Origin of the sequence: Variovorax sp. (assembly GCF_035634955.1) — a bacterium.
Classification (GTDB): domain Bacteria; phylum Pseudomonadota; class Gammaproteobacteria; order Burkholderiales; family Burkholderiaceae_C; genus Variovorax.
In genome coordinates this window covers 248,112-266,562 of record NZ_DASQBZ010000025.1, presented here as the reverse complement: position 1 = coordinate 266,562, position 18,451 = coordinate 248,112, and the positions used below count along the sequence as shown (strand labels likewise).

Annotated in this window: 19 protein-coding genes; 10 read left to right on the top strand and 9 right to left on the bottom strand. The window is 68.8% G+C overall.

Going from position 1 to position 18,451, the window contains the following annotated elements; translation table 11 throughout:
* Positions 1-14: 14 nt before the first annotated feature.
* The 6 genes from VES41_RS15540 (at position 15) to accD (ending at position 7,414) form a co-directional block, all read left to right on the top strand.
* The gene (locus VES41_RS15540; RefSeq protein WP_324818690.1) at positions 15-2,735 is read left to right on the top strand and encodes a FimV/HubP family polar landmark protein; all 2,721 of its coding nucleotides are present in this window, start codon (positions 15-17) and stop codon (positions 2,733-2,735) included.
* A 28-nt stretch (positions 2,736-2,763) separates the two neighbouring features.
* Positions 2,764-3,576 carry a tRNA pseudouridine(38-40) synthase TruA gene (truA, locus tag VES41_RS15535; RefSeq protein ID WP_324818687.1) on the top strand — a complete coding sequence of 271 codons (813 nt, stop codon included), beginning with the start codon at positions 2,764-2,766 and terminating at the stop codon, positions 3,574-3,576.
* A gap of 48 nt (positions 3,577-3,624) precedes the next feature.
* Complete coding sequence (locus tag VES41_RS15530; protein ID WP_324818685.1) at positions 3,625-4,302, top strand: phosphoribosylanthranilate isomerase; 678 nt, start codon at positions 3,625-3,627, stop codon at positions 4,300-4,302.
* A gap of 72 nt (positions 4,303-4,374) precedes the next feature.
* Positions 4,375-5,652, top strand: a complete 1,278-nt coding sequence (gene trpB / locus VES41_RS15525) for a tryptophan synthase subunit beta (protein ID WP_324818683.1) — start codon at positions 4,375-4,377, stop codon at positions 5,650-5,652.
* A complete protein-coding gene (gene trpA, locus VES41_RS15520; RefSeq protein WP_324818680.1) occupies positions 5,649-6,494 on the top strand; it encodes a tryptophan synthase subunit alpha in 846 nt (281 codons plus the stop codon). Before trpB ends, trpA begins: the two co-directional genes overlap by 4 nt.
* 47 nt (positions 6,495-6,541) lie before the next feature.
* A complete protein-coding gene (gene accD / locus VES41_RS15515; RefSeq protein WP_324818678.1) occupies positions 6,542-7,414 on the top strand; it encodes an acetyl-CoA carboxylase, carboxyltransferase subunit beta in 873 nt (290 codons plus the stop codon).
* Positions 7,415-7,473: 59 nt separating this feature from the next.
* Here the strand turns inward: accD and VES41_RS15510 are convergent, their stop codons facing one another.
* Entirely contained in the window at positions 7,474-8,034 is a 561-nt protein-coding gene (locus VES41_RS15510) for a YggT family protein (protein ID WP_324818676.1), read from the bottom strand.
* 53 nt (positions 8,035-8,087) lie between these two features.
* On the opposite strand from VES41_RS15510, the gene VES41_RS15505 reads away from it, so the two are divergent.
* The 4 genes from VES41_RS15505 (at position 8,088) to VES41_RS15490 (ending at position 12,281) form a co-directional block, all read left to right on the top strand.
* Positions 8,088-8,735 carry an LON peptidase substrate-binding domain-containing protein gene (locus tag VES41_RS15505; RefSeq protein WP_324818673.1) on the top strand — a complete coding sequence of 216 codons (648 nt, stop codon included), beginning with the start codon at positions 8,088-8,090 and terminating at the stop codon, positions 8,733-8,735.
* A gap of 183 nt (positions 8,736-8,918) precedes the next feature.
* Positions 8,919-10,454 carry a lysine--tRNA ligase gene (lysS, locus tag VES41_RS15500; RefSeq protein ID WP_324818671.1) on the top strand — a complete coding sequence of 512 codons (1,536 nt, stop codon included), beginning with the start codon at positions 8,919-8,921 and terminating at the stop codon, positions 10,452-10,454.
* Between the two features lie 19 nt (positions 10,455-10,473).
* Complete coding sequence (locus VES41_RS15495) at positions 10,474-11,751, top strand: Hsp70 family protein (protein WP_324818669.1); 1,278 nt, start codon at positions 10,474-10,476, stop codon at positions 11,749-11,751.
* The gene (locus tag VES41_RS15490) at positions 11,748-12,281 is read left to right on the top strand and encodes a YgjP-like metallopeptidase domain-containing protein (RefSeq protein ID WP_324818666.1); all 534 of its coding nucleotides are present in this window, start codon (positions 11,748-11,750) and stop codon (positions 12,279-12,281) included. The genes VES41_RS15495 and VES41_RS15490 overlap by 4 nt, the downstream gene beginning before the upstream one ends.
* A 7-nt stretch (positions 12,282-12,288) precedes the next feature.
* On the opposite strand, the gene nagZ is transcribed toward VES41_RS15490, so the two are convergent.
* The 8 genes from nagZ to lepB form a co-directional block, all read right to left on the bottom strand.
* Positions 12,289-13,383, bottom strand: coding sequence for a beta-N-acetylhexosaminidase (gene nagZ / locus VES41_RS15485; protein WP_324818664.1), 1,095 nt, complete (start codon positions 13,381-13,383; stop codon positions 12,289-12,291).
* Entirely contained in the window at positions 13,380-13,775 is a 396-nt protein-coding gene (acpS, locus tag VES41_RS15480; RefSeq protein WP_324818661.1) for a holo-ACP synthase, read from the bottom strand. Before acpS ends, nagZ begins: the two co-directional genes overlap by 4 nt.
* Positions 13,772-14,524, bottom strand: a complete 753-nt coding sequence (locus VES41_RS15475) for a pyridoxine 5'-phosphate synthase (protein ID WP_324818658.1) — start codon at positions 14,522-14,524, stop codon at positions 13,772-13,774. The genes acpS and VES41_RS15475 overlap by 4 nt, the downstream gene beginning before the upstream one ends.
* On the bottom strand, positions 14,521-15,291 hold the full coding sequence (gene recO, locus VES41_RS15470) for a DNA repair protein RecO (protein WP_324818655.1): 771 nt from the start codon (positions 15,289-15,291) through the stop codon (positions 14,521-14,523). The genes VES41_RS15475 and recO overlap by 4 nt, the downstream gene beginning before the upstream one ends.
* A 2-nt stretch (positions 15,292-15,293) precedes the next feature.
* Positions 15,294-16,253 carry a GTPase Era gene (gene era, locus VES41_RS15465; RefSeq protein ID WP_324819542.1) on the bottom strand — a complete coding sequence of 320 codons (960 nt, stop codon included), beginning with the start codon at positions 16,251-16,253 and terminating at the stop codon, positions 15,294-15,296.
* 98 nt (positions 16,254-16,351) lie between these two features.
* Complete coding sequence (gene rnc, locus VES41_RS15460; protein ID WP_324818652.1) at positions 16,352-17,047, bottom strand: ribonuclease III; 696 nt, start codon at positions 17,045-17,047, stop codon at positions 16,352-16,354.
* 25 nt (positions 17,048-17,072) lie between these two features.
* On the bottom strand, positions 17,073-17,435 hold the full coding sequence (locus VES41_RS15455) for a DUF4845 domain-containing protein (RefSeq protein WP_324818650.1): 363 nt from the start codon (positions 17,433-17,435) through the stop codon (positions 17,073-17,075).
* 43 nt (positions 17,436-17,478) lie between these two features.
* Positions 17,479-18,450 (bottom strand): signal peptidase I, encoded by a 972-nt coding sequence (gene lepB, locus VES41_RS15450; protein WP_324818648.1) that lies wholly within the window; start codon positions 18,448-18,450, stop codon positions 17,479-17,481.
* Position 18,451 lies beyond the last annotated feature (1 nt).

Genomic DNA, 18,451 nt, shown 5'->3' with positions numbered 1-18,451 from the left:
GTGCCCCCATCAGCATGACAAGACATTCTTTGCCGGCCGCCGAAGCGGCGACGACCCGCCATGCAGCCCCGCAGGGCGGCCCATTGCAGTGTCGTAGTCAGCTGACAGTCCTGGGCGCTGCGCTAGCGCTGGCCCTGGCCACCCTGAGCACCGACGCCAGCGCGCTGGCACTCGGTCCGATGCGGGTGACCTCGGCGCTGGGCGAGCCGCTGCGCGCCGAAGTCGAAGTCCCGCAGATCACCGCCGCCGAGGCCGACAGCCTGCGGGTCAACCTCGCGTCGCCGGGCGCCTTCAGCGCAGCCGGCGTGACCTACCATCCCGCCCTGGCCGACGTGCGCGTCAACGTCGAGCGGCGCGGCAGCCGCTACGTGATCACGCTGGCCGGCAACCGTTCGCTCAACGAGCCTTTCCTGGACGTCCTGCTCGAGGCCAATTGGCGCTCGGGCCGCGTGGTACGTGACTACACCGTGCTGCTGGACCCGCCGTCCAGCCCGAAATCGCAACAGGCGTTCACCCCCGTGGCGCCGCAGGTCGGCACCGCACGCAGCGCGGCGCGGCCGGCGGCGACGCCCCCCGTGGTGTCGTTCGACCCGCCCCGCACGGTGCCCGCCGCTCCGGCGCCGGCCGCACGTTCGGCACCGGCACCGGCAGCGCCGGTCGAGGCATCGGTGAGCACCGGCGGCGCATCCGCCGGCCAGCAGGTCACCGTGCAGCGCGGCGACACCGCCGGCGCCATCGCCCGCGCCAACAAGGCACCCGAGATTTCGCTCGAGCAGATGCTGGTGGCGATGCTGCGTGCCAATCCGGACGCGTTCATCGGCAATAACGTGAACCGCGTCCGGGCCGGCGCGGTGCTGTCCATTCCCAGCGCCGCCGAAGCCGGCTCGGTCTCGCGCCCCGAGGCCAAGCGCCTGCTGGTCGCCCAAAGCCGCGACTTCAACCAGTACCGCCGCGGCCTGGCCGAGGCAGCGCCGGCATCCAGCAAGCCCGATGCCGACCGCACCACCGCCGGCGGCAAGCTGCAGGCGAATGTCGAGGACCGCAACGCGGCCGCGCAGGCACCCGACAAGCTCACCATCACCCCGGGCGGTGCTGCCCGGCAGGCGGCGTCCGACGAAACCCTGGTCAAGAACCGGCAGGCTGCCGAGGACGCCGCGCGCGTTGCCGAGCTGTCGCGCAACCTCAATGAACTGAACAAGCTCCAGTCCGCCGGCGGCGCAGCCCCGGCAGGCTCCGGCGCCGCGCCCGCCCCGGCCACGCCCGCTGCAGGCGCCGCCGCGCCGGCAGCCAGCAGCGCGCCGGGCATCGCGGTGCCGCTGCCTGCAGGCGCTGGCGCTGGTGCAGCGACGCCGCCCGCCACCGCGGGCACGGCCGCGCCCGGCGTGGCTGCCGCCCCAGCCGGCGCCTCCGCGACGCCGCCCGCCGCCGCGGCGCCCGCCGCGGGCGCTGCGGCGCCTGCACCGGCGCCCGCACCTGCCGCGGCCGCCCCGGCCAAGCCCAAGCCGAAGGTCACGGCGCCACCGCCGCCTCCGCGCAGCTTCGTCGACGAGTTGATGGACAACCGCCTGGTCCTGATCGCCGTCGGCCTGATCGCCCTGCTGATCGCCTTCCTTGCCCTGCGCGTGTTCAACCGGCGCAAGGCATCGTCGAGCGAAAGCGTGTTCCTGGAAAGCCGCATCCCGAAGGATTCGTTCTTCGGCTCCAGCGGCGGCGAGTCGGTGGACACCAAGAACCAGAGCATCGCCACTTCGTCGATGTCCTACTCGCCGAGCCAGCTCGACACCGGCGACGTCGACCCTGTCGCCGAGGCCGACGTCTACCTGGCGTACGGGCGCGACCTGCAGGCCGAGGAAATCCTCCGCGAAGCCCTTCGCATCAACCCCGAGCGCGCCGCGATTCATCTCAAGCTGCTCGAGATACATGCCAAGCGCCGCGACCTGCGCGCCTTCGAGGCGCAAGCCACGGAAGTTCGCAAGATGACCGGAGGCACCGGCGCCGACTGGACGCGCGCCGTCGAACTGGGCCGCGAACTGGATCCTGGCAACCCGCTCTACCAGAGCCAGGGGGCCGCGTCGCCCGCGCCGGCTCGCGTGCCGGCGCCACCGGCGGCAGCCCCCGTCGCGGCACCGCTAGCCGCCGCGCTGGCAGCCACCGTGGCCGCCAAGGACGAGGAACCGCCGCCGCCGGCCTTCGTGCCCTCCGTGGCACCGCTGGACTTCGACCTCGAACTGGACCCCAAGCCGAGCAACCTGCCGGAGACGGCGCCGATGCCGGTCAGCGCAAGCCTGCCCCCCGTCGCCGCGAAGCCGGCCAGGGTCGCCGAGCCAAGCCTGGAGATGAGCAACGGCATCGACTTCGGCGCGCTGGAGAACGATTTCGACACCGCGCCCGCCGCCCTGGAGGCGACGCCGCGACGCAGTTCGCGCCTGGCCGACGACGAAGAACACACGCAGCCGGCCACCCTGCGCGCCGGCCTGCCGGGCGATTCCGGCTACGTCGAGTTCGACATCAGCACCCGTTCCGGCCTTCTGGGTTCGAACACCTCGCCGGCCGCGCTCGAGCCGCTGGTGGACGACGCCGGCGAGAACCCGCATGCCGTCAAGCTGACGCTGGCGCGCGAGCTGCACGCCCTCGGTGATGCCGAAGGCGCCCGCTCGCTGGTCGAGGAAGTGGCGGCCGAGACGTCCGGCGACCTCCACGCGCAGGCGCAGCAACTGCTCGTCCAACTGCGCTGAGCCGGCGGCGGGCCCTGGACATGAATCGGTGAGGCTGGCCCTCGGCATCCGCTACGACGGTCGGGCCTACGAGGGGTGGCAAAGCCAGCCCTCGGGACGCACCGTCCAGGACAAGCTCGAAGCCGCCCTCGCCCAGTTGGCGAGCAAGCCCATCCGCACCTTGTGCGCCGGCCGCACCGACACCGGGGTGCATGGCCTGATGCAGGTCGTGCACTTCGACACCGAGGTCCAGCGCGCCCCCTTCTCCTGGGTGCGCGGCACCAACCGATACCTTCCCGAGGACATCGCGGTGCAGTGGGCGCAGGAGGTGCCCGCCGCATTCCATTGCCGGGCCAGCGCGGTGTCGCGGCGCTACCTCTACATCCTCGCCCAGTCGCCGGTGCGGCCCAGCCTCGACGCCGGCCGGGTCGGGTGGTCGATGTATCCGCTGGACGGCGACGCCATGCGCGCCGGCGCCGCGCATCTGCTGGGGACCCACGACTTCAGTTCGTTCCGGGCCTCGGCCTGCCAGGCGCTGTCGCCTGTCAAGAACCTCAGATACATCGAAATCCGCCGCATCGGCGCGGGCGAACGCTGCCGGTGGCATGTGGAGTTCGAGGCGGATGCCTTCCTGCACCACATGATCCGCAACATCATGGGCTGCCTGGTGCGCATCGGCCAGGGCCAGGCCGCGCCCGACTGGATGCGCGAGGTGCTGGCCGCGCGCAGCCGGCTGGCAGCGGCCCCGACCTTTTCCCCGGCAGGACTTTACTTCCTCGGGCCGCAGTACGACGCGCAGTGGGGTCTGCCGCCGGAGGTGACGGCGGGTGCGGCGGCGAGTTCGTATGATGGGCTGCCATGAGCAAGCCCGCCTGCAGCCGCCGCCTATCGGCAGCCTGACCTCCCGCCAATGGCCATACCGCGCACTCGCATCAAGATCTGCGGCCTGACTCGCGAGCAGGACGTCGACGCCGCCGTCGACGCCGGCGCCGACGCGATCGGCTTCGTGCTCTACCCGCCGAGCCCGCGCGCCGTGAGCGCCGAGCGGGCAGCGCAGTTGGCCTCGCGGCTGCCGCCGTTCGTCACGCCGGTGCTGCTTTTCGTGAACGAGGAACCCGCGGTTTCCGCGCGCGCGCTTGCCGCCGTGCCGGGTTCGCTGGCGCAATTCCACGGCGACGAGACCGCCGCCCAGTGCCGCGCCGGCAGCGGCGCGGGCGCCCATCGGTTCCTGCGAGCGGCCCGCATTCCGCTCGGCCCCGCCGCGGGAGCCTTCGACCTCGTAAAATACGCCCAGGAATTCTCGGACGCCCAGGCCATCCTGCTCGACGCCCATGTCGAGGGATACGGCGGGGGCGGCAAGGCATTCGATTGGTCACTCCTTCCACACGTCGCAAACGCTCACCTCGTCTTGTCTGGTGGGTTGACGCCTGCCAACGTCGGCGATGGCATCGCCTGGCTGCGGCCGCGCTGCCAGGCGCCGGCCGTTGACGTGAGTTCCGGCGTCGAGTCCGCCAAGGGCATCAAGGACGCCGGCAAGATCCGCGAATTCGTGGCTGCCGTTCGGGCGGCCGACGCCTTCGCCTCCTAGATTCCATCCGCCGCCGGCAGCCATTCGAGGGCCGCCTCCGGCGGACCACCCTCGAGGCTTCGAGACACCATCATGTTCGACTACCAGCAACCCGACGCCAGCGGCCATTTCGGCATCTATGGCGGCACCTTCGCCAGCGAGACGCTCACCCACGCGATCAACGAGCTGCGCGACGCCTACGCCCGCTACAAGGACGACCCGGACTTCCAGGCCGAATTCCGCTATGAACTGGCCCATTTCGTCGGCCGGCCATCGCCGATCTACCACGCCGCGCGCACCAGCCGCGAGCTGGGCGGCGCGCAGATCTACCTCAAGCGCGAAGACCTGAACCACACCGGCGCACACAAGGTGAACAACACCATCGGCCAGGCCATGCTGGCGCGTCGCATGGGCAAGCCGCGCGTGATCGCCGAGACCGGCGCCGGCCAGCACGGGGTGGCCACCGCCACCATCTGTGCCCGCTACGGTCTGGAATGCGTGGTCTACATGGGCGCAGAAGACGTCAAGCGCCAGAGCCCGAACGTCTACCGCATGCATCTGCTCGGCGCCAGGGTGGTGCCGGTCGAATCGGGAAGCCGCACCCTCAAGGACGCGCTGAACGAAGCCATGCGCGACTGGGTCACCAACGTCGAAGACACCTTCTACATCATCGGCACCGTGGCCGGCCCGCACCCCTACCCGACCATGGTGCGCGATTTCCAGAGCGTGATCGGCCAGGAATGCATTGCGCAGATGCCGGGCATGCTCGCCGACCAGGGCATCACCGGCGAAGCGCAAGGCAAGCAGCCGGACGTGGTGATCGCCTGCGTCGGCGGCGGCAGCAACGCCATCGGCATCTTCCACCCGTACATCCCGTTCGCCTCGACCCGGCTGATCGGCGTGGAGGCGGCCGGCCAGGGCCTGGACAGCGGCAAGCACGCGGCCTCCATCCTGCGCGGCAGCCCGGGCGTTCTGCACGGCAACCGCACCTACCTGCTGCAGGACACCGACGGCCAGATCACCGAGACGCACAGCATCAGCGCCGGGCTGGACTACCCCGGCGTGGGCCCCGAACATGCCTACCTGGCGGACATCGGCCGGGCGGAATACGTCGGCATCACCGACAAGGAAGCGCTCGACGCCTTCCATCACCTGTGCCGGACCGAAGGCATCATTCCGGCGCTCGAATCGAGCCACGCGGTCGCGCATGCGCTCAAGCTGGCGCCGACCATGCGGCCGGACCAGTCGATCCTGGTGAACCTGTCCGGCCGGGGCGACAAGGACATCGGCACCGTTGCCGACCTGTCGGGCATCGACTTCTACGACCGGCCGTCCATGCGCGGCCATACCGTCAAGGGAGGCCAGGCATGACCCGCATCGCCGACACCTTCGCCAGGTTGCGCGCCGAAGGCCGGCGCGCACTGATTCCCTACGTGACCGCCGGCTTCCCGCAGGCCGACATCACCCCGGCGCTGATGCACGCCATGGTCGAATCGGGCGCCGACGTGATCGAACTGGGCGTACCCTTCTCCGACCCCATGGCGGACGGCCCGGTGATCCAGAAGGCCGGCGAGGCCGCGCTGGCACTGGGCGTCGGCATGCGCCAGGTGCTCGACATGGTGCGCGACTTCCGCATCCGCGACGGCGCCACGCCGGTCGTGCTGATGGGCTATGCCAACCCGATCGAACGCTACGAGCAAGTGAACGGCGCCGGCGCGTTCGTGCGCGACGCGGCCGCCGCCGGCGTCGATGGCGTGCTGGTGGTCGACTATCCGCCGGAGGAATGCGAGGCGTTTGCCGAGGCGCTGCGCGGCCACGGCATCGACCTGATCTTCCTGCTGGCGCCGACCAGCACCAGCGAACGCATGCAGCAGGTGGCGCGCATCGCCTCGGGCTACGTCTACTACGTGTCGCTCAAGGGCGTCACGGGCGCCGGACACCTCGATACCGAGGCGGTCGGCCGCATGCTGCCGCGCATTCGCGAGCATGTGAAGATTCCGGTTGGCGTGGGTTTCGGCATCCGCGATGCGCGCACCGCCCAGGCGGTAGGCAGCGCGGCCGACGCGGTGGTGATCGGCAGCCGGATCATTCAGTTGGCCGAAGACCAGCCGCGCGAACAGGCCATCGCCCGGGTGTCCGCCTTCCTCGCCGAGATCCGCGAGGCTCTGGACGCGCTTCCGGCCGCCACCGCCAAGAACGCATCCGGCGGGTGAATCCGCCGACTGCTGCACAATACCGCCCGCACCAGGAGCTAAGAACCATGAGCTGGCTTGAAAAACTGCTTCCCCCCAAGATATCCCAGACCCCGCCGAGCGAACGCCGCCAGATGCCCGAGGGCCTGTGGATCAAGTGCCCGAGTTGCGACACGGTTCTCTACAAGACCGACCTGGAGCACAACCAGAATGTCTGCCCCAACTGCGCGCACCACCACCGGATTGGCGCCCGCGCCCGGCTCGACTCCTTTCTCGATGCCGAGGGGCGTTACGAAATCGGCCAGGAGGTCCTGCCGGTCGACGCCCTGAAGTTCAAGGACAGCCGCCGCTATCCCGAGCGCCTCAAGGAAGCGCTCGAGAACACCGGCGAGACCGACGCGCTGATCGTCTTGGGCGGCTCCGTCCACACCATCAATCTGGTTGCAGCCTGCTTCGAATTCGAATTCATGGGCGGCAGCATGGGCAGCGTGGTGGGCGAGCGCTTCGTGCGCGGGGTCGAAACCGCCATCGACCAGAAAGTGCCGTTCGTCTGCTTCACCGCCACCGGCGGCGCGCGCATGCAGGAGGGGCTGCTGTCGCTCATGCAGATGGCCAAGACCAATGCGGCGCTCACGCGCCTGGCCAAGAAGGGCCTGCCGTACATCAGCGTGCTGACCGACCCGACGATGGGCGGCGTGAGCGCCGGCTTCGCGTTCATGGGCGACGTCGTGATTGCCGAGCCCAAGGCACTGATCGGATTTGCCGGCCCGCGCGTGATCGAGTCCACCGTGCGCGTGAAGCTGCCCGCTGGCTTCCAGCGCGCCGAGTTCCTTCAGGAAAAGGGTGCGGTCGATTTCATCTGCGACCGGCGCGAACTGCGCAAGACCATTGCCAGCACCCTGGCCATGCTGCAGCGCCAGCCGGCCGACGCGGTGGCCTGAACGCCGCGCGGCCGCCCGGCCGCAAGCGCGCCCCGCGAACGCGGGGCTTTTTTTCGCCTTCAGCGTCCCAGGCCGTAGGCCCACGCCTGGGCGTCGCCCAGCGCGATCGCCACCACTTGCAGCAGGACGATGACAACCAGCGGCGACAAGTCGACGCCGCCGACGAGCGGGATGCGCTTGCGCACAGGCCGCACCAGCGGCTCGGCCAGGCGGGACACGAGGTCGTGCAGCATCGACGAGGCCGTCGGCACCCACGACAGGATGGCGTAGACGATCAGCAGGGCCGTCAGGCCGGACACCGTCAGTTGCAGCAGCCCGATCACCGAGATCAGCGGCAGCACGCTGAAGCGCGCGCCCGCGCCGATCAGCAGGAAGAAGATGAGGAACTTGGCCATCACCAGCAGCCAGGCGGCGACCAGGCTGGCCAGGTCCCAGCGCCGCACCGACGGCAGGACGCGCCGCAGCGGCAGCACGATCCAATCGGTGATGGCGAAGATGAATCGCCCCAATGGATTGCCGAACGGCACCCGGTGGTACTGCATGTACAGGCGCAGCAGGCAGGCGCCACCGAACAGGCCTGCGATCACGTCGAGAAGGAACGAGGGGATTTGGTAGAGCATTGGCGCGCCGTGGAGATCCGGAATGCGATGATAGCCACGCCCGGACGCCCTTCATGACAACGACCGACCTCACCCACTTGCCTTTGTTCCCGCTCGGCAGCGTGCTCTTCCCGGACGGCGTCCTGTCGCTGCGCGTCTTCGAGCTGCGCTATCTGCAGATGGTCGGACAGGCGCACAAGACCGGCTCGCCATTCGGCGTGGTCGGGCTGACCCAGGGCGCCGAAGTCCGCGTGGCCGGCGCACCGGCGGAGCGATTTGCCAGCGTCGGCACGCTGGCCGGGATCAGCCGCTACGAGGCCCCGCAGCCGGCTCTGCTGCGCATCGAGTGCCGCGGCACCCGGCGCTTCCGCGTCGTCGACAGCCGGCAGGAAAAGAACGGCCTGTGGACGGCCCGCGTGGCCTGGGTGCCGGACGACGTGGCCACGCCCGTGCCCGATGACCTTGCCCACTGCGTTCGCGCACTCGAGCGCGTGATCGCCACCCTGTCGCTGCGGCGCCAGGCGGACGACGCGGAAGCCGCGGGGCCGCCCATCGCCCTGCCCCACCGGCTCGACGACTGCGGCTGGGTGGCCAACCGCTGGTGCGAACTGCTGCCCCTGCCACCGGAATTGCGCCAGCGTCTGATGGAGCTGGACAGCCCGTTGCTGCGACTGGAGCTGGTGAGCGACCTGCTGGCCCGCACCGGCATTGCCAGGGGCTGAGCGCCCCGGCGGAGCCGTCGCCGCGCGATGGGCCCCGTCGCCTTAAAATAGCGGGTTGCGCTGAAGGCGGGCCTTGCTTCGAACCGGCACGGTTCTGCTCGGCGGCCCTTTCCGACGCCCTCGCCTTCTTCCCTGATTCCCCGCGCATCCCGGCGCGTACCCCGGGCACCTATCCTCGTTCCCATGACCCAAGCCACGCCACCCGCCGCGCCCCCCGCGACCGATGACAACCAACTGATCGCGGAGCGCCGCGAGAAGCTCAAGGCCCTGCGGGCGGCCCAGGCCGACGGCAAGGGGGTGGCCTTCCCGAACGACTTCAAGCCCGGGCAACGCGCCGCCGAACTGCTCGCCGCCCATGCCCAGAGCACGGCCGAGGCACTTGAGGCACAACCGGTCGGCGTGAGCGTTGCCGGACGCATGATGCTCAAGCGCGTCATGGGCAAGGCGAGCTTCGCCACCGTCCAGGACGCCACCGGCCGGATCCAGTTGTACGTCACGCGCGACGCGCTCGGCGAGGAAGTCTATGCAGACTTCAAGCGCTGGGACCTAGGCGACATCCTGGGGGCCGAAGGCACGTTGATGAAGACCAAGACCGGCGAGCTGTCAGTCAAGGTGACGCGCCTGCGCCTGCTGACCAAGAGCCTGCGGCCGCTGCCCGACAAGTTCCATGGCATGGCGGACCAGGAGCAGAAATACCGCCAGCGCTATGTGGACCTGATCACCGACGAATCGGCGCGCGAGCGGTTCACCCGCCGCAGCCGGGCGGTCAGCGCCCTGCGCGACTTCATGGTGTCGCACGACTTCCTGGAGGTCGAGACGCCGATGCTGCACCCGATTCCGGGCGGCGCCAACGCCAAGCCCTTCAAGACACACCACAACGCGCTCGACCAGGAAATGTTCCTGCGCATCGCGCCGGAGCTGTACCTCAAGCGGCTCATCGTGGGCGGCTTCGAGCGCGTGTTCGAGATCAACCGCAGCTACCGCAACGAGGGCATCTCGGTCCGGCACAACCCGGAATTCACCATGATGGAGTTCTACGCGGCCTACTGGAACTACCGCGACCTGATGGACTTCACGGAGACGCTGATTCGCAGCATCGCCGAGAAGACCGTCGGCTCGCTCCAACTGGACTACCAGGGAAAGCCGGTCGACCTCGGCCAGCCGTTCGCACGCCTGACGATCCGTGAGGCGATCATCGCCCACACCGCGGCCGGCGACCATGTCGACGATGCGCAGTGGTTGCGCGCCGAATTGCGCAAGCTGGGCCTGAGCGAGGAAAAAGACCGCCTGGCCGGCCGCAGCCTGGCCAGCCTGCAGGTGATGTACTTCGAGGAGACGGTGGAGGAAAAGCTGTGGCAGCCGACCTTCATCATGGAGCACCCGACCGAGATCTCGCCGCTGGCACGTGCCAACGACGACCGGCCCGAAGTCACCGAGCGCTTCGAGCTCTACATCACCGGGCGCGAGTTCGGCAACGGCTTCTCGGAACTCAACGACGCCGAGGACCAGGCCGCGCGCTTCAACGCCCAGGTGGCGGCCAAAGACAGCGGCGACGACGAAGCCATGTTCTTCGACCACGATTTCGTGCGCGCACTCGAATACGGCATGCCGCCCACCGGCGGCTGCGGCATTGGCATCGACCGGCTGATGATGCTGCTGACCGATTCGCCCAGCATCCGCGACGTGATCCTGTTCCCCGCGCTGCGGCGGGAAGGTTGACCTTGCTCCAGAAGAAAACTTGAGCAGTCAGCACTACGCGATCGGTGTCGACTTCGGCACCTCGAACTCGGCCGCGGCCTGCGCCCTTGCGCAAGCGCCGGCCCGGCTCCTGCCCATCGAGGGCGAGAACACGGCCATGCCAACGGCGCTGTTCTTCAACGCCGAGGATCGCTGCACGCACTTCGGCCGCGATGCCATCGCCCACTACCTGGCTGGCACCGAAGGCCGCCTGATGCGCTCGCTCAAGAGCCTGCTGGGCAGCGCGCTCATGCAGGAGACGACCGCCGTCTACGACGGCCTGGTGAGCTTCCAGGACATCATTGCGCGCTACCTGCACGAACTGGCCGTCCGGGCCGAGCGTGAACTGGGCACGCGCCCCGTGCAAGCGGTGATCGGGCGTCCGGTGCACTTCGTCGACGACGATGCCAAGCGCGACGCGCGCGCCGAAGACAGCCTGCGCCAGGCAGCACACAGCGCCGGCTTCCGGGACGTGGCCTTCCAGCCCGAGCCGATTGCCGCAGCCTTCGACTACGAGCAGCGCGTGACCCGCGAAGCGCTGGTGCTCATCGTCGACATCGGCGGCGGCACGTCCGACTTCACTGTGGTGCGCCTCGGACCGGAGCGCATCGCCGCTTCCGACCGAGAGCAGGACATCCTGGCCACCAGCGGCGTCCACATCGGCGGCACCGACTTCGACCAGCGCCTGAACCTCGAGCGCGTGATGCCGCTGCTCGGCTACCGCCACGTTGGACCGGACGGGCGCGAGGTGCCCAGCAGCGTGTTCTTCGACCTGTCCACCTGGCACCTGATCCACTGGCTACAGGCCCCCAAGGCGATGGCCCAGGCGGCACGGCTGCGCAGCAACTACAGCGAGCGGCGCATGCACGACCGACTGATGGCGGTGCTGGAAGGCCGTCACGGCCACCGCATCGCAAACGAGGTCGAGCAGGCCAAGATCCGCGTTTCGATGGAAGACCAGCCGATGCAGGTCGACCTGTCCTTTGCCGAGCGCGACCTCGCCGCCACGCTGTCGCCCGGCGATATGGCACAGCACCTGGCCGCGGCACTCGAGGACGTCACAGTCTGCGCGCGGGCCTGCGTGCGGGCGGCGGGCCTGCGCACCGGTGACCTTGCGGCGATCTACCTGACCGGCGGGTCTTCCGCGCTGCGGCCATTCCAGCACGCCTTGCGCAAGGCCTTCGTCGACGTGCCGCTGGTCGAGGGCGACCTGTTCGGCGGCGTCGCTGCCGGCCTGGCCTACGCCGCGCGCGCACGCTACGGCAGCGCGACCCGATGAAATACCTGAGCGGCTACCCGCCGGCCCTGCTCGCGCAGGCCCGCGAGTGCATCGCCGCCGGCAGCCTCGGTGGCCTGCTGCTGCAGCGCTACCCCACGGCGCACGCGGTGCGCACCGACGGCGCCCTGTTCGACTACGTCAGCACGCTCAAGAGCGAATCGATGGGCAATGCGGGGCCGCTGGCGAAGGTGGCCTACGACAACAAGCTGCACGTGATCCGCAATGCCCTGGGCACCCACACCACGGTTTCGCGCGTGCAGGGCGGTCGCCTCAAGGCCAAGCGGGAGATCCGGATCGCCAGCGTGTTTCGCAACGTGCCGCTCGAATGGCTGCGCATGATCGTCGTGCACGAGCTCGCGCACATGAAGGAAGGCGCCCACGACAAGGCCTTCTACGCGTTGTGCACGCACATGGAGCCGCACTACCACCAGTACGAGTTCGACCTGCGCCTATACCTTACGCACCTCGACGCGAACGGGGAGCCGCTCTGGCCGGCCGCGGGCGCCGCGCCCGACGCAGCAGCCCGGTAGCGACCGATCAGGCGCCCGGCGCCGCCACGAGCGTGCGCACCAGCGCCACCGCACGTTGATACGCGGGTGCCTGGGCCAGCGATTCCCAGGTCGGCGCCGGGCCGCGCGGCAACAAGGCCTGGCGGCGCGCCTCGCTGGCGGCGCTCGGTTGCCAGCGGCCATCCCGGCGTGCGCTCGCGACGTCGCGCAAAAAGGCGTCCAGCACGGCGCCGTCGCCCAGGCTGCGGTTGCACAGCAACGCCATGTCGCAGCCGGCGGCCAGCGCCGCCAGCGCGGCATCGGCAAAACCCAACTGCTCGCCGCGCAGGTGGCGCGCCGCCTCCATGTTGAGGTCGTCGCTGAAGATGGCGCCTTCGAAGCCCAGGCGGCCACGCAGGATCTCCTGCAGCCAGCGCGGAGAGAATCCGGCCGGAAGATCGTCCACCTTCGCATAGATGACGTGCGCCGGCATCACGGCCGCAAGGCTGCCGGCCAGCCACTCGAAGGGTCGCGCATCGTCCGCCAGGATCGCCTTGAGGCTGCGCCGGTCCACCGGAATCTCGACATGCGAGTCCGCCTTGACGAAGCCATGTCCCGGGAAATGCTTGCCGCAACAGGCCATGCCCGCCTGCAGCATGCCGTGCGCGACTGCCTGCGCGAGCAGCGCGACGACGCGCGGGTCGCGATGAAAGCTGCGGTCGCCGATGACGCCGCTGCAGCCATGATCGAGGTCGAGCACCGGGGCAAAGCTGAAGTCGACGCCGCAAGCGCGCAGTTCGGTCGCCAACACAAGGCCGCAGGCGGTGGCAGCCTGCACGGCGCGCATTGCATCCTTCATCCACAGTTCGCCCAGCGCGCGCATCGGCGGCAGGCGCGTGAAGCCATCGGTGCGGAAGCGCTGCACTCGCCCGCCCTCCTGGTCGACGCAGATCAGCAGGTCCGGGCGCATCGCCTTGATCTCGCGGTTGAGCATGGCCAGCGTGGCGCGGTCCTTCCAGTTGCGCGCGAAATGGATGACGGCGCCCACCAGCGGATCCTGCAGGCGGCGGCGATCGGCGGCGTCGAGCGCCGGGCCTGCGACGTCGATGACGAGCGGCGCATGGTCGATGGTGTGGCGGTTCATGCGGTGCGCTCGACCACCACGAAGCTGGCGGCGTAGTCGGTTTCGTCGGTCACGGTGACGTGGGCGGCCAGGCCGCGTGCCTCGAACCACTCCTTGAGCGCGCCATGCAGCACGATCTGCGGCTGGCCGCTCGGCTGGTTGAGTATCTCGCACAGGCGCCAGCTCATGGGCGAACGCATTCCCTTGCCGATGGCCTTGCTGAAGGCTTCCTTGGCCGAGAAGCGGGTCGCCAGGTAGCGCAGGCCGCGCTTGGGCCAGCGGGCGCTGCGGCTGCGCCACACCACCAGTTCGGCGTCGCCCAGCACGCGGGTGGCAAAGCGCTCGCCTTGCCGCTCGAAGGTCGCGGCAACACGGCGGATGTCGCACACGTCGGTGCCGATGCCGTAGATCACCGCGCCGCCTCGATGCAGCGCAGGTAGTCGCGCGTGGCCGCCGAATAGCCCATTTCGAGGGCATCGGCGATGAAGGCGTGGCCGATCGAGACCTCGCACACGCCCGGCACCGCATGCAGGAAGTCGCTCAGGTTCTCGCGGTTCAGGTCATGGCCGGCGTTGACCTGCAGGCCCGCTGCCTGCGCGGCGCGAGCCGCCTCGGCATACTGGCGCAGCACGGCGTCGGCGCGCGCGGTACCGCGCGCCGCGGCATATCCCTCCGTATAGAGCTCGACCCGGTCGGCGCCGGTGGCGCGGGCGGCGGCCATCATTCCGGGCACCGGATCCATGAAGAGGCTCACCCGCACGCCCAGGGCGCGGCACTCGGCCACCAGCGGCTGCAGCCGCTCCGCGTCCTGCGGAAAGGTCCAGCCGTGATCGCTGGTGAACTGGTCCTCGCTGTCCGGCACGAAGGTGGCCTGCTGCGGGCGCAGTTCGCGCACGAACGGCATCAGGTTGTGGAACGGGTTGCCTTCGATGTTGAATTCGGCTGCCGGCCAATCGCGCCGCAGCAGTCCGGACAACTCGTGCACGTCCTGCGCGCGCATATGGCGTTCGTCGGGACGTGGATGCACGGTGATGCCCTGCGCCCCCGCCTCCAGGCAGGCGGCAGCAGCGACTGTCACGCTGGGGATGCCCAGGTGGCGCGTGTTGCGCACCAGGGCGACCTTGTTGAGGTTGATTGAAAGGGCGGTCGTCGGATGGCTCATAGTGCTTGCAGGTCCCGCATCAATTGCCGCGTGCGCAGCGTCGCGACGCCGCAATGGTAGTTGAGCAGCACGCGCAGTTGATGCCTGAGCGCAGCGTTGCCGCCGGCGGCGAGCCCCGCGATCTGGCGCAGCGCGGCGGTAAAGGGCAGCCGCGCGTCGAGTGCGCCTTGCAGGGCCTGCCATTGCGCGCCCGACAGGGCGTTTTCTCCCCCTTCGGCCTCGCGCAGCCCGGCCTCCGGCACCAGGGCGTAGGCCCGGGCGTCTTCCACCGGCGCCAGCGTGGAAGTCTGGGCATCCAGCGCGGGCAGCAGGCCGACTTCACGCAGCAGGATGAGTTCGAACGCGCGCATCGCCGCCGACTGCGCCGCGCCGCGCGCGGCGGCGTGATCGCCGGCCAGCACCTCCACGGCGCCGCCGTAGGCATCGAACAGGGCCGGATGCGGATCGTCGCGCGCCAGCAGGCGCATCAGCAGTTCGTTCAGGTAGTAGCCGGCCAGGAGCGCTTCGCCGGTCGGCATGACGTGGCCACCCATCCACTCGGCGGACTTGAGCGTGCGGATCTCTGCGTCGCCGCCGAAGCTCACGTGCAGCGGCTGCAGCGGCAGCAGCACCGGCCGGAAGTTCGACGACGGCCGCTTGGCGCCCTTGGCCACCAGCGCCACGCGCCCGTGGTGACGGGTGAAGGTCTCCAGGATGAGGCTGGATTCGCTCCAGTCATAGCGGTGCAGCACGAACGCCGGCTCGTGCGCGACGCGATTCGTGGCCACGGCTACTCGTAGCCGAAGGAGCGCACGCGCGCTTCGTCGTCAGCCCAGCCCGAGCGCACCTTGACCCACATCTCGAGGAATACCTTGGCGTCCATGAGCTTCTCGAGCTCCTGCCGCGCCTCGGTGCCGATGCGCTTGATGCGCTCGCCCTTGTCCCCGATGACCATCGCCTTGTGGCCGTCGCGCTCGACCACGATCGTGGCGGCGATGCGCAGCAGGCGCTTGTTGCCCTTGCGCTGCGGCGGCTCTTCCTCGAACTTGTCGATCACCACGGTCGAGGTGTACGGAAGTTCGTCGCCGGTCAGGCGGAACAGCTTCTCGCGCACCGTCTCGCCCGCCAGGAAGCGTTCGCTGCGATCGGTCAGTTCCTCCTGGTCGTACCACCAGTCCTGCTCGGGCAGGTATTTCTCGCACAAGGCCAGCAGACGCTTGACGTCGGCCGCGTTCTTGGCCGTCATGGGCATGTACTCAGCGAAGGGATGGTCCTTCTGCATCCTGGCCAGCCAGGGCGCCAGGTCGGCGCGCCGATGGACGTTGTCGAGCTTGTTGGCGATGAGCAACACCGGAATGCCCTTGCCCAGCAACGACAGCACCTTTGCGTCTGCCGGGGTGAAGCTGCCGGCTTCCACGACGAACAGGATCAGGTCGACATCGGCCACGGCGCCCAGCACCGTCTTGTTGAGCGAGCGGTTCAGGGCATTGGCGTGCCGGGTCTGGAATCCGGGCGTGTCGACGAACACGAACTGGGTGCCGGTGCCGTCGGGCTGCGCCAGGGTGCGCATGCCGGTGATGCGGTGGCGCGTGGTCTGCGCCTTGCGCGAGGTGATGCTGATCTTCTGGCCCACCAGCGCGTTGAGCAGCGTCGACTTGCCGACGTTGGGCTTGCCGACGATCGCCACCAGGCCGCAGCGGCGGCCGGGTACGGCGGCCGGCATTTCCGGCATTTCCGGCATTTCCGGCATTTCCGGAAGCGTGGCTGGCTCCGGACCCGCCTGCTCGCCGGCTGATCCCGCCGCATCCGGTACGTCGGGCGAAGGGGGCTGCTTGGGGGTGTGCTGGTTCATTTCTTTCCCTGGTTGCGCGCCTTCAGGCGCAGCAGCATGGCAGCGGCCGCCGCCTGCTCTCCGGCTCGGCGGGAGGCACCGATGCCGCGTTCGCTCCAGCCGAGTTCGACGACTTCGCATTCCACCTCGAAGGTCTGCTTGTGGGCCGCGCCCAGCGTTGCCGCCACGCGGTAGGCGGGCAGCTTCATTTTGTGACCCTGCAGCCATTCCTGCAATTCGGTCTTCGGATCCTTGGCGGCTGCGTCCATCCGCGCGCTGATCTCGATACCCTCGAACAGGCGATGCACCAGGGCCCGCGCCGACTCGAAGCCTGCATCCAGGTAGACGGCCCCGATCAGCGCCTCGAGTGCGTCGGCCAGTATGGACGGCCGATTCGCCCCGCCGGACCTGGACTCCCCTTCGCCCAGGCGCAACAGCGGCGACAGCGCCAGCTGCACGGCCAGGCGGTGCAGGGTGTCCTGCTTGACCAGGTTGGCACGCACGCGCGAGAGGTCGCCTTCCGGCAATTGGGACAGGCGGCTGAACAGCAGGTGCGACACCGCCAGGTTCAACACCGAATCGCCCAGGAATTCCAGGCGTTCGTTGTGATCAGCGGAGAAACTGCGATGAGTGAGCGCGCGCTCCAGCAGGCGCGGATCCGAGAAACGGTGTCGGATGCGCGCTTGCAGCGCGGCGAGAGCGCTTTCCGACACGGCTGGGGAACGTTCAGTCGCGGGGCTAGCTCGAGCTGCCCGCGTATTTGAGCAACAGGAAGGCCGGGCCGAACAGGTGGATCTCCTTCTCGTAGTTGAAGGACACCACCACCTTGTCGCCCTGCTTCTGCACCAGCAGGTCCTTGCCGTTGACGGCCTGGAAGTCGTCGATGGACTGCGCGCGGTCGAAGATGGCCCGCACCTCTGGCACCGTCGTGCCTTCGGCCGCCTTCTTGGACGCCTTCAGGATGGCCTGGTATTCGATCAGCGTCGGAATCACCTGTGCCACGACCACACCGATGCAGCCGACCACGATGGCAACGAACAGCAGGCCGATGAAGGAGATACCCCGCTGCCGCGCCGCACCCGCCCAACGCATAGACCTCATGCCGATTCCCTCTCGAGACTGAATTGTTTGTACTGACTGCCGACTACTGGAACGAACCGATGCGCTTGAAGTCTCCGAAGTTCATCCAGATGACGAACGCCCGGCCGACGATGTTCTTGTCCGGAACGAAGCCCCAATAGCGCGAGTCCAGCGAGTTGTCACGGTTGTCGCCCATCATGAAGTAATGGCCGGGCGGCACCTTGCATACAACGCCTTCAACACTGTAACGGCAATTGTCACGATTTGGGAACTGCGAAACCTCCGCCTCCGACAAGCCGGCACGCCGTGATTCGTCGTTGAGAATCTTGTGCTCGACGCCGCTCAGGTCTTCCTTGTATTCCTTGAGGTAGCGCATGGTCTCCTGGTCGAAGTAGTCCGGCATGGCTTCCTTGGAAATGGGCTTGCCGTTCACCGTCAGGCGCTTGTTCAGGTAGGCCACTTCGTCGCCGGGCACGCCGACCACCCGCTTGATGTAGTCGAGGCTCGGCTGGGGCGGATAGCGGAACACCATGACGTCGCCGCGCTTGGGCGGCGTGCCCTCGGTGAGCTTGGTGTTGACGATCGGCAGGCGCAGTCCGTAGGTGAACTTGTTGACCAGAATCAGGTCGCCGGTCAGCAGCGTCGGCATCATCGATCCGGACGGAATCTTGAACGGCTCGAACAGGAACGAACGCAGCAGGAAGACCGCCAGGATCACCGGAAACAGGCCGGCGGTCCAGTCGAGCCACCAGGGCTGCATGAGCAGGCGCTCGCTTGCCTTCGGGTCCACCGCGTCGGTCTGGCTGATGCCTTGCCTGGCCAGTTCTTCCTTGCGCTGCGCCAGATTCTGCTCGTACGTCGCGGCGGCGCGACGGCGGCGCGGCAGGAAGTACAGCCGCTCGGCCAGCCAGTACACGCCGGTGACGACGGTCGCCAGGAAAAGCAGGAGAGCGAAATTGCCTTCGACTGCGCCCACGTACCAGGCGCCGATGTAGCCGACGAACGCGGCCAGGATGATGGAAGTGAGAAAGGGCATT

What these genes read in the sequence shown, in the direction of transcription:
- VES41_RS15540 (WP_324818690.1), top strand. Translation starts at nt 15, where the DNA reads ATGACAAGACATTCTTTGCCGGCCGCCGAAGCGGCGACGACCCGCCAT.
- VES41_RS15530 (WP_324818685.1), top strand. Translation starts at nt 3,625, where the DNA reads ATGGCCATACCGCGCACTCGCATCAAGATCTGCGGCCTGACTCGCGAG.
- trpB (WP_324818683.1), top strand. Translation starts at nt 4,375, where the DNA reads ATGTTCGACTACCAGCAACCCGACGCCAGCGGCCATTTCGGCATCTAT.
- trpA (WP_324818680.1), top strand. Translation starts at nt 5,649, where the DNA reads ATGACCCGCATCGCCGACACCTTCGCCAGGTTGCGCGCCGAAGGCCGG.
- accD (WP_324818678.1), top strand. Translation starts at nt 6,542, where the DNA reads ATGAGCTGGCTTGAAAAACTGCTTCCCCCCAAGATATCCCAGACCCCG.
- VES41_RS15510 (WP_324818676.1), bottom strand. Translation starts at nt 8,034, where the DNA reads ATGCTCTACCAAATCCCCTCGTTCCTTCTCGACGTGATCGCAGGCCTG.
- VES41_RS15505 (WP_324818673.1), top strand. Translation starts at nt 8,088, where the DNA reads ATGACAACGACCGACCTCACCCACTTGCCTTTGTTCCCGCTCGGCAGC.
- lysS (WP_324818671.1), top strand. Translation starts at nt 8,919, where the DNA reads ATGACCCAAGCCACGCCACCCGCCGCGCCCCCCGCGACCGATGACAAC.
- VES41_RS15490 (WP_324818666.1), top strand. Translation starts at nt 11,748, where the DNA reads ATGAAATACCTGAGCGGCTACCCGCCGGCCCTGCTCGCGCAGGCCCGC.
- nagZ (WP_324818664.1), bottom strand. Translation starts at nt 13,383, where the DNA reads ATGAACCGCCACACCATCGACCATGCGCCGCTCGTCATCGACGTCGCA.
- VES41_RS15475 (WP_324818658.1), bottom strand. Translation starts at nt 14,524, where the DNA reads ATGAGCCATCCGACGACCGCCCTTTCAATCAACCTCAACAAGGTCGCC.
- era (WP_324819542.1), bottom strand. Translation starts at nt 16,253, where the DNA reads ATGCCGGAAATGCCGGAAATGCCGGAAATGCCGGCCGCCGTACCCGGC.
- VES41_RS15455 (WP_324818650.1), bottom strand. Translation starts at nt 17,435, where the DNA reads ATGAGGTCTATGCGTTGGGCGGGTGCGGCGCGGCAGCGGGGTATCTCC.
- lepB (WP_324818648.1), bottom strand. Translation starts at nt 18,450, where the DNA reads ATGCCCTTTCTCACTTCCATCATCCTGGCCGCGTTCGTCGGCTACATC.